This is a genomic window from Pacificibacter sp., assembly GCF_039769035.1.
Classification (GTDB): domain Bacteria; phylum Pseudomonadota; class Alphaproteobacteria; order Rhodobacterales; family Rhodobacteraceae; genus Celeribacter.
In genome coordinates this window covers 1-9,805 of record NZ_JBDMZG010000028.1, presented here as the reverse complement: position 1 = coordinate 9,805, position 9,805 = coordinate 1, and the positions used below count along the sequence as shown (strand labels likewise).

Genomic DNA, 9,805 nt, shown 5'->3' with positions numbered 1-9,805 from the left:
GCGAAGATGTTTTGACTTTGCTCCGCGATGATCGCCCCGATTTGCAGTATTCCAATCAATGGGATTTGCCGGGCGGTGGTCGTGAAGACGACGAAACGCCAGTAGAAACTGTGGCACGAGAGCTGTTCGAAGAACTCAACATCGTGCTTGAGTCAACCAAGATCATCTATGAAGTGCGCGAAACCGTTGAGACACCTCATGGCGCGGCAGTACATTTCTTTGTCGCGCGGTGGGATGGTTTGGCGGATGATTGTATTGTTTTAGGAGACGAGGGCCAGCGATGGTGCTGGATGCTCGTGTCCGATTTTGTCTCACGCAAAGATGTGGTGGCACCTTTGCGTGGACGTTTGTCACGTGCTTTGCAGCAAATAACGACCTAAGCCGCGTTGCGATCTTATTTCAATGCCTGCCCAATTTCGGCTTGGATCTCTAGGGCAGCCTGACGTGGGTCGTCAGATTGCCAGATTGGCCGGCCAACAACCATGTGGTCGACACCTGCTTTGATCGCATTCGCGGGCGTCGCCACACGTTTTTGGTCTCCCAAAGCGGCACCTGCTGGGCGCACGCCGGGGGTGACGATCAATTTGCCATCCGCTTCGGGCAGGGCGCGCACAAGTGCGGCTTCTTGCGGGGAACATATGATACCATCTGCGCCAGCACGCAGGGCGTTGCCCGCACGTTCTTGCACCAAGTCTTTGATCTCGCCGGGTTTGATCAGCGCGCCATCCAAGTCAGCACGATCAAGCGAGGTCAAAATGGTCACCGCTAGGATTTTCATGTTGGAACCCGCCGCGCCTTGCTTGGCCGCTTCAACGACATAAGGATCACCGTGCACCGTAAGAAAGTCGATATCAAACTGCGTAATGCCGCGGACGGCTTTTTCGACTGTCGCACCGATGTCAAAGAACTTCATGTCGAGAAAGATCTTTTTGCCGTGTTCTTGCTTCAGCTCATTGGCCAAGGCCAAGCCACCGCCAGCAAGCATGCCCAAACCAATTTTGTAAAAGGACACGGCGTCGCCAATTTTTTGCGCCACTTCGAGGCCTTGCAAAACATTTGGAACATCGAGGGCAACAATTAGGCGATCATCTGCGGGTGCGGTCATGGTTAGGCTCCTTTGGTTTGCACTCTCATATTGCGGTGCGGCGTTTGAGGCAAGTCACGTGACATTTCATCCGTGTTGCATGTGCATTTGACCTAGCGCATAGCGACAGGAAATCGCCCGTGTGATCTTGAATTGGGGACGATGATTGACCACATAGGAATCAAGGTTCCTCCGCGCGTACGTGCCAGCTTTGGGCGTCGCACACTTGGAACGCTTATTTGAAAGGATACGATGATGGACATGGAAAAGTTCACCGAACGCTCACGCGGTTTCTTGCAAGCGGCTCAGACGATTGCGATGCGTGAAAGTCACCAAAAATTAAGCCCCGAACACCTGCTAAAGGCGCTACTTGATGATCCCGAAGGCATGGCCACTGGGTTGATCAGCAAGGCAGGCGGCGACGCTAAAAGCGTTGTAGATGAAACAGATGTGGCCTTAGCCAAGGTGCCACGCGTGTCTGGGGATGCTGGCCAAACATATATGGATCAATCTACGGTTAAAGTTCTGGATGAAGCCGAAAAAATTGCCACCAAAGCGGGCGATAGTTTTGTTGCCGTCGAACGGATTCTTACGGCGTTGGCTGTTGTGAAGTCCAAGGCCAAAGATGCGCTTGTTGCGGGCAATATCACGGCGATGAAACTCAACGCTGCGATCAACGATTTGCGCAAAGGGCGCACAGCTGACAGTGCATCCGCCGAAGATGGCTATGATGCTTTGAAAAAATACGCGCGTGATCTGACGGAAGCGGCGGAAGAGGGCAAGATTGATCCTATCATTGGTCGCGACGAGGAAATTCGTCGCGCGATGCAAGTTTTGTCGCGACGCACCAAGAATAACCCTGTTTTGATCGGTGAACCGGGCGTGGGTAAAACCGCGATCGCCGAAGGTCTTGCGTTGCGCATTATTGATGGTGATGTTCCGGAATCACTGCGCAACAAGAAATTGATGGCGCTGGATATGGGCGCCTTGATTGCGGGTGCAAAATACCGCGGTGAGTTTGAAGAGCGTCTTAAATCGATTTTGAAAGAAATCGAAGCGGCCGATGGTGAAATCATCTTGTTCATAGATGAAATGCACACGCTTGTTGGGGCTGGTAAATCAGAGGGCGCAATGGATGCGGCGAACTTGATCAAGCCTGCCCTTGCGCGCGGTGAGTTGCATTGTATTGGCGCGACGACTCTCGACGAGTATCGCAAATACGTGGAAAAAGATGCGGCTCTTGCGCGGCGCTTCCAGCCGATTGTTGTTGAAGAACCCACGGTCGAAGACACTGTTTCCATCCTGCGCGGGATCAAAGAAAAGTACGAAGTGCATCACGGCGTACGGATTTCTGACGCGGCTTTGGTGGCGGCTGCAACCTTGTCGCACCGCTATATTACGGATCGGTTTCTGCCCGACAAAGCCATCGACCTGATCGATGAGGCGGGCAGTCGTTTGCGGATGGAAGTGGACAGTAAGCCAGAAGAATTGGACCAATTGGATCGGCAAATTCTTCAACTGCAAATCGAAGCGATGGCGTTGTCGAAAGAAGACGATGCTGCGTCGAAAGACCGTTTGCAGAAATTGGAAAAAGAGTTGGCAGACTTGCAGGAAAAATCTGCAGGTATGACGTCCAAATGGCAAGCTGAGCGCGACAAGTTGGAAGGTGCACGAGATCTGAAAGAAAAGTTGGATCGTGCGCGGGCTGATCTTGAAATCGCCAAGCGCGAAGGCAATCTCGCGGCCGCTGGTGAGCTGTCTTACGGTGTTATTCCTCAGCTTGAAAAGCAGATTGAGGCCGCAGAAGGTCATGAAGCGCAAGATCTGTTGGTCGAAGAGGCTGTGCGTCCTGAACAGGTCGCCGAAGTGGTTGAGCGCTGGACAGGTATACCAACGTCCAAAATGCTTGAGGGCGATCGTGAAAAGCTCTTGCGCATGGAGGACTCGTTGCACAACCGCGTCATCGGCCAACACAATGCCGTTCATGCGGTGTCGAATGCTGTGCGCCGTGCGCGAGCGGGGTTGAACGATGAAAACCGACCTCTTGGATCGTTCTTGTTCCTTGGGCCAACCGGTGTTGGTAAAACCGAGCTGACAAAAGCTGTGGCTGAGTTTCTGTTCGACGATGACAGCGCGATGGTGCGCATTGATATGTCTGAGTTCATGGAAAAGCACGCTGTTGCACGTCTCATCGGTGCGCCTCCCGGATATGTTGGATATGACGAAGGCGGCGTCTTGACCGAAGCCGTGCGTCGCCGCCCTTATCAGGTGGTGTTGTTCGACGAGGTGGAAAAAGCGCACCCTGACGTTTTCAACATTTTGCTGCAGGTGCTTGACGATGGCGTGCTGACAGACGGGCAAGGTCGGACTGTGGATTTCAAACAGACGTTGATTATCTTGACCTCGAACCTTGGGGCGCAGGCGCTTAGCCAAATGCCTGACGGTGCAGATTCCACGCAAGCCAAGCGGGATGTGATGGACGCCGTGCGTGCGCATTTCCGGCCTGAGTTCTTGAACAGATTGGATGAAACCATCATCTTTGATCGGCTTGCACGCTCCGATATGGGCGGCATTGTCGAGATCCAGTTGGGCCTTTTGGACAAACGTTTGGCGCGTCGCAATATGCGGGTTGTGCTTGATGACGGAGCCAAAGCTTGGCTTGCGGATGAAGGCTATGATCCGGTGTTTGGTGCGCGTCCGCTCAAACGGGTGATTCAGCGCGCTTTGCAAGATCCGCTGGCTGAACGTCTGTTGGCTGGTGACATCAAGGATGGTGAATCCATCGAGGTGACAGCCGGTGTTGATGGCTTGATTATTGGTGACCGTAAGGGAGCCTCAAACAAGCCAAAACCTGACGACGCGGTTGTGCACTAAGCACGCGGTCAATTTCATATGGTAAGAATAAGGCGGCCAAATGGCCGCCTTATTTGTGTCTATGGGATGCTATGGACGCACGTAGGCATAGCCGTTCTCTTGCAGCTCGATCAAACGGACAACACCTGATGGAACCATCACGGCTTCGCTGAGCATGACGACGTCTTTGCCAGCTTTCTTGCTCATATTGCGGTGTGTATTGCCACAGGCGGCAAAGCTGATGTTTTCGTCTTCAAGGCTCATGGTGGCGATACGGTCCGCGACGGGGCTTTTGCCTTTGACGAGCATATTGAGACCGGGTCCATAGGCAACGATTTCAATAATCACCTCATCGCCAACGCTTTCATAATAGCTGCGTGTATTTGCGGCATTGTTGAGCGCCATATTCATGACCTGTGGATCGTTTTCGTCCACGTGAATAGCGACATAGTGCGTTACGCCCACTGCAAAAGCTGAGAGTGCTGATAGGCAAAGTGCTGCTGAAAGTGCGAGTGACTTGATCATCGTCGTATCCTCCCTGGAATGACATTCCAATATTGTAATGTAATTTTCGTAGTTTGTCAGCTTTCACTCAGGCACGGGGTGTGTCAGCGATTTGTGTAGCTGGGTGCTAAGTGTGATGCCGTTTTCATATGACCCCATCCAGTAAAATTGCATGCTATTGTATGCTGAAAAAAGTGGCACTTTAGCAAAAATGTTGGCGCTAACAGTGTTGCCTACTGCCGTTTTTGTGACAGGGTCTCGCAAGATCAAATCGTGTTAGGAATAAAATATGTGGGTATGGGCGATGGGTGCGCTGCAAGTAATGGCGCTGTTTTTTGTCTTTATGTTGGGTGTCGTGGCGCTCGGTGCTTTTGTGCTTTTCTTCTTCGACAGGCAGCAAACGCGTGATGCGGTGTTGCGCAACTATCCGGTGATCGGCCACTTTAGGCACTGGTTCTCATCTCTGGGCGAATTCTTCCGTCAGTATTTCTTTGCAATGGACCGCGAGGAACTGCCCTTCAACCGTGCACAGCGCGATTGGATTTATCGCGCGGCTGACAAAAAGGGCAACACCATTGCCTTTGGGTCCACACGTAACTTGTCGGTGCCGGGAACGACCATTTTCGCAAACGCCACCTTTCCTCCGCTCGACGATCAATTCGCGACGACAGACCCGATGGTCATCGGCCAGTATTGTCGGACCCCATTCAATGCCAAGTCGATCTTTAATATCTCGGGCATGTCCTTTGGTGCTATTTCCAAACCTGCGGTGTTGGCCCTATCTAAAGGCGCCAAAGAAGCGGGTATTTGGTTGAACACTGGCGAGGGTGGGTTGTCCCCGTTCCACCTCGAGGGCGGTGCAGATTTGGTCTATCAAATCGGGACTGCAAAATACGGCATTCGCGATGAAGCTGGAAACTTGGACGACGATAAATTGCGCGCTATGGCGGCGCATGAAACCGTTCGCATGTTTGAAATTAAACTCAGCCAAGGGGCCAAGCCGGGCAAAGGTGGTATTTTGCCAGCTGCCAAAATCACCCCTGAAATTGCTCAAATCCGTGGGTTGAAACCCGGTGAAGATGGCATTTCCCCAAATCGTCACCGTGAAGTGGATGATTTTGGCGACTTGTTGGATTTCATCGCCCACATTCGCGAAGTCACTGGTAAGCCCGTTGGTTTTAAATTCGTTGTTGGCTCTTCGCGTCCTTGGGCCGAATTCTTTGCCTTGATCAAAGAGCGTGGGCCAAAATCTGCCCCCGATTTTATCACGATCGATGGTGGGGAAGGCGGCACGGGCGCAGCCCCAATGCCGTTGATGGATTTGGTTGGCATGCCGATCAAAGAATCCCTGATCCGTATTGTGGATCTGCGTGACAAATATGGGCTGCACGATCGTATTCGCATCATCGCTGGCGGCAAGCTAGTGAACCCTGCGGATCTGGCTTGGGCGATTTGTGCGGGTGCGGATTTTGTCTGCTCGGCGCGCGGGTTTATGTTCAGCCTTGGCTGCATTCAGGCGCTCAAGTGCAATAAAAACACCTGTCCAACTGGGATCACGACGCATGATCCGCAATTGCTCAAAGGGCTCGTTGTCGAAGACAAATACAAAAAGGTGGCGGCCTATGCTGCGGCTTCGATCAAGGAACTGGAAACCATTGCCCACTCTGTTGGTGTGCTTGAGCCCCGCCAAATGCGGAGGCATCATGTGCGTATTGTTCAGGCCGATGGGACGTCCAAGGAATTGGAGCGCATTGTGCCAAGTTACAAAGAGTCAACGAAGACGTGAAATGAGTTTTCTTTGCGTATGACGCAATAGCGGCTACCTCTAGGAAAAGCATTCTAGAGGGGCCGTCATGAAATTCACGAACGATTTAAAATATTCATCCGTTACGCCAGAGCAGACCTACCTCAACCGTCGTTCTTTGATGGCAGGTCTGGTGAGCGGTGGTGCGGCATTGGGCACAGGTCTTTTGGGGGCGTCTCCAGCGCAGGCTCAGGTTGCGCCTGATTTTCAAATCAAAGGCTTCGACACGACCGAAACGCCCAACACTTTTGAAGAAATAACAACCTACAACAATTACTATGAGTTTGGCACGGGCAAAGAAGACCCTGCACGCAATGCGCACACTCTTACAACTGACCCTTGGGCTGTTGAAATTGACGGCTTGGTGGATCGCCCTGGGTCTTATGATCTCGCTGATATCTTGGCAAAGGTCGACATTGACGAGCGTATCTATCGCTTCCGCTGCGTTGAGGCTTGGTCAATGGTCATTCCTTGGAACGGGTTCGAGCTCAATCAACTTCTTGAGCTCGCCGGCATTCAATCCTCTGCCAAGTATGTTCGTTTTGAAACGCTTTACCGCCCCAGCGAAATGCCAGGTCAAAAGCGTGCTTTGCTCGACTGGCCCTATGTTGAGGGCTTGCGCCTTGATGAAGCGATGCACCCGCTCACACTGATGGCGACGGGCCTGTATGGCAAAGAACTCCCGAACCAAAATGGCGCGCCGTTGCGCTTGGTTGTGCCTTGGAAGTATGGCTTCAAATCGATCAAATCGATTGTGAAGATCACGCTGACCGACACCCAGCCGCTGAACACTTGGAAATCAATTAACGCTCGTGAATACGGATTTTATTCAAACGTGAATCCAGAGGTTAGCCACCCGCGGTGGACGCAGTCGACGGAACGACGGATCGGCGGCGGCTTGTTTGCCAAGCGTATCGAAACCGTCAAATTCAATGGCTATGAAGAGCAGGTCGGCGACTTGTACAAAGGCCTTGATCTCACCAAGAACTACTAAGTTTGTCTCACAAAGGGGGCGCTGTCGTAACCTCCTTTGCGTTCCCTATATTAGGACGTCCAATGTTTTCCGCATTATCCGAAACGATTACCAAGCAGAGTATCGCAAAATCAGTGAATGGCGTTTTGCGCCGCATTCCCGCTTGGTCGCTTTATATCATCGCCGTAATTCCACCTGTTTTGATGTTCCTGTCAGCATTGAATGGCACGCTTGGCGTTGATCCCGTGAAAGAGCTTGAGCACGAGATGGGAGAGCTTGGGCTTCAGGTCCTTATTGTCGTGCTTGCGATTACGCCGCTGCGTCGGATCACAGGAATTAGCCTTATCAAGTTTCGCCGTGCGCTGGGCCTAATTGGGTTCTTCTATATCTTTTTGCACCTGCTGGTGTGGCTGGTGCTGGATGTTCAAATCTTAGACCAGATTGTGAAAGACATCATCAAGCGCCCCTACATTACGATCGGCATGGCAGGATTTGTTCTAATGATGCCATTGGCCATCACATCGAACAATTGGTCGATCCGCAAACTCGGACCCAAATGGCGCAATTTGCACAAGTTGACATATCCAGCTTTGATTTTGGGTGGGGTTCATTTTGTGTGGCTGGTCAAGGGCTGGCAATTGGAGCCGCTGATCTATCTTGGAGTCATCGTAGCGCTTCTTGCTGTGCGCGTGTTCTGGAGCGTTGCGCCCCGCGCTAAGTCGCGCCGTGCACAATAAATTAGAAGCAATTGATACGGTGAAAAAAAGGGGGCAAGACTGCCCCCTCAAAGATGCTACTGATTTGCGCACCGCTTAGGCTGCTGCAACCAATGGCTTACCGTTTTTCATGTGACGTGCCGCCAATTTACGTGCCTTGTGGCCGGAAATGAATGGGCGGGCAGGATCGAAACCACCCTCAACACCAGTTTCAGAAACGCGAAGCTCTGGGAAGATCTCAAGAATTTCTTGTTTCGAAGCTTCTTCCACCGCGTTCAACGCCTGAGCGCCTGTGTAGAAGGACTCGGCAAATGCACCGTTTGCAAACACCACTTCGTGACGGTCAAACAAGACATGATAGTATGTGACACCTTCTGGTGCGTCGACAGTTTCAATGCCAGGAATGCCCAGCAATTGCTTCGCAGCGACCAGAATTTCAGAACTGCCAAACATACGTTCTGCGATTGTCGAGCGCACATAGATGCGGTGCTGTGGCGAGACGCGAAGGTCGGTTTCAGGATGGTTGTCACCCAAAGCACCAGCTTTGATCACAATGGGACGCAAGTGCTTAGCGCGCATGAGCTCCTGACCAGAAATGTGCTTAGAGCCAATCCAGCGCACGCTTTGCAGACCGTGATCCATCGTCCAAACGCGGTCGCCGGCTGAAAGATTTTCAACAGACATTTCGGAAAACTCAGCCAGAATTTTCGTGCCAGCAGAGAAGCACGGAGGCTGAACCTCGCCTTCCTGGATGTACAAAGGTCCCATATTGAGGTCTGAAAGTCTTCCGCCCGATGAGCCGTTTTTCGGGTCGGTGTCAGACGTAAGGTTCAATACATAGTATTCGTTGGTCCCATTAGTACCGCTTCCGATAACTTCGATGACTGCAAAGGTGTCGGAGATCGTTTCGTTGGTTCCAGACTCGGTATAGTCGAAGGTCGTGTAGCCCATGTAAACATAGTTATAGTCCACACCATCTATCGTAACGTATTCGACGCCGACCCCTGAATCGGGGTTTGGATCTACATCGCCGAAAACTTCAGCGAGCCTAACGGTGAAATTGGTTCCCATCTGCCAAGGAAGTTCTTCACCTTCTGGCAGCAGCGCAGTTTCTTCGTCAACGTTGTCAACAGACTCGGTGAAGGACCCTTGTGTGGTGTTGCCGGTAAAGTTGATCGCGTCGTCGCCTGTGATCGTGATCTGTTGCATTGACCAGTCATACGATGTTGTGACCATATTCCATTCCTCCAAAATTTTCACGTGTCTCAAACACGTGCGTCCCAAACTCTTACAAGCGTATTGCTCGAAACGAACAATTGGGCACGTTAGCGAGCTTTCACACGCGAAAAATATCGAGTGGCCTAGGGCAAAAGCTACGTCCATTAGAAAGCAATAGAGTCAACTATACTGACATTACGTTGAAACTAAACCTTTTTTTGCCTAAATTTGTATCCACAGTCACGTGTTGGCGGTGGATTCGCCCACGAATTGGGCAATTCAGGGGGGTATTTCGGCGTAGATGGCGTGATTTAGTGTCCAAACTGGATCCGTTTCACCCACTTTGTTGTGACTGCGCTTCTTCGCTTGGCCGATTCGTGGGCGACATTTCGACGTGATTCTCGCTTTTGCAGGCATGTTGGTATGCCCATGGGGTATTGCGCATATGATTTGCTCGACATTTGAAGCGTTGAAGTGTGTGTCTTTGGGTAAAGTCGCGCTGCGATCATTCAATAAATAGACAAATCCCACTTCCTTCAAAAAAGTTTCACTTTCTTCGTAAAAACCACTTGCGGCTTGTGTTGGTTAGCACTAGAACCCCCTCTACCGGCAGCGAGCGATTGACTGCGGGGCTGGATGGAGCGGCGGTAGTG

The 9,805-nt window shown here is 51.7% G+C and carries 8 protein-coding genes; 5 read left to right on the top strand and 3 right to left on the bottom strand.

Features of this window, described 5'->3' with window-relative positions:
- Positions 1-380, top strand: a 380-nt coding sequence (locus tag ABF287_RS03055; RefSeq protein WP_347183560.1) for an NUDIX domain-containing protein, incomplete at its 5' end; no start/stop codon positions are given.
- A gap of 14 nt (positions 381-394) precedes the next feature.
- Here ABF287_RS03055 and pyrF read toward each other — a convergent pair.
- Positions 395-1,105, bottom strand: a complete 711-nt coding sequence (gene pyrF, locus ABF287_RS03050; RefSeq protein WP_347183559.1) for an orotidine-5'-phosphate decarboxylase — start codon at positions 1,103-1,105, stop codon at positions 395-397.
- Positions 1,106-1,339: 234 nt separating this feature from the next.
- Here pyrF and clpB point away from each other — a divergent pair, with 234 nt between their 5' ends.
- Positions 1,340-3,958, top strand: coding sequence for an ATP-dependent chaperone ClpB (gene clpB / locus ABF287_RS03045; protein WP_347183558.1), 2,619 nt, complete (start codon positions 1,340-1,342; stop codon positions 3,956-3,958).
- Between the two features lie 69 nt (positions 3,959-4,027).
- On the opposite strand, the gene ABF287_RS03040 is transcribed toward clpB, so the two are convergent.
- Positions 4,028-4,462 (bottom strand): DsrE family protein, encoded by a 435-nt coding sequence (locus ABF287_RS03040; protein WP_347183557.1) that lies wholly within the window; start codon positions 4,460-4,462, stop codon positions 4,028-4,030.
- Positions 4,463-4,730: 268 nt separating this feature from the next.
- Between ABF287_RS03040 and ABF287_RS03035 the strand changes: the two genes are divergently transcribed.
- From ABF287_RS03035 to msrQ, 3 genes are all read left to right on the top strand, one after another.
- Positions 4,731-6,227: an FMN-binding glutamate synthase family protein gene (locus tag ABF287_RS03035; RefSeq protein WP_347183556.1), complete on the top strand. Its 1,497-nt coding sequence runs from the start codon at positions 4,731-4,733 to the stop codon at positions 6,225-6,227.
- Between the two features lie 67 nt (positions 6,228-6,294).
- Positions 6,295-7,239 carry a protein-methionine-sulfoxide reductase catalytic subunit MsrP gene (gene msrP, locus ABF287_RS03030; protein WP_347183555.1) on the top strand — a complete coding sequence of 315 codons (945 nt, stop codon included), beginning with the start codon at positions 6,295-6,297 and terminating at the stop codon, positions 7,237-7,239.
- 62 nt (positions 7,240-7,301) lie between these two features.
- Entirely contained in the window at positions 7,302-7,955 is a 654-nt protein-coding gene (msrQ, locus tag ABF287_RS03025; protein ID WP_347183554.1) for a protein-methionine-sulfoxide reductase heme-binding subunit MsrQ, read from the top strand.
- 75 nt (positions 7,956-8,030) lie between these two features.
- On the opposite strand, the gene ABF287_RS03020 is transcribed toward msrQ, so the two are convergent.
- Positions 8,031-9,170: a Hint domain-containing protein gene (locus ABF287_RS03020; protein ID WP_347183553.1), complete on the bottom strand. Its 1,140-nt coding sequence runs from the start codon at positions 9,168-9,170 to the stop codon at positions 8,031-8,033.
- Between the last annotated feature and the right edge of the window lie 635 nt (positions 9,171-9,805).

What these genes read in the sequence shown, in the direction of transcription:
- pyrF (WP_347183559.1), bottom strand. Translation starts at nt 1,105, where the DNA reads ATGACCGCACCCGCAGATGATCGCCTAATTGTTGCCCTCGATGTTCCA.
- clpB (WP_347183558.1), top strand. Translation starts at nt 1,340, where the DNA reads ATGGACATGGAAAAGTTCACCGAACGCTCACGCGGTTTCTTGCAAGCG.
- ABF287_RS03040 (WP_347183557.1), bottom strand. Translation starts at nt 4,462, where the DNA reads ATGATCAAGTCACTCGCACTTTCAGCAGCACTTTGCCTATCAGCACTC.
- ABF287_RS03035 (WP_347183556.1), top strand. Translation starts at nt 4,731, where the DNA reads ATGTGGGTATGGGCGATGGGTGCGCTGCAAGTAATGGCGCTGTTTTTT.
- msrP (WP_347183555.1), top strand. Translation starts at nt 6,295, where the DNA reads ATGAAATTCACGAACGATTTAAAATATTCATCCGTTACGCCAGAGCAG.
- msrQ (WP_347183554.1), top strand. Translation starts at nt 7,302, where the DNA reads ATGTTTTCCGCATTATCCGAAACGATTACCAAGCAGAGTATCGCAAAA.
- ABF287_RS03020 (WP_347183553.1), bottom strand. Translation starts at nt 9,170, where the DNA reads ATGGTCACAACATCGTATGACTGGTCAATGCAACAGATCACGATCACA.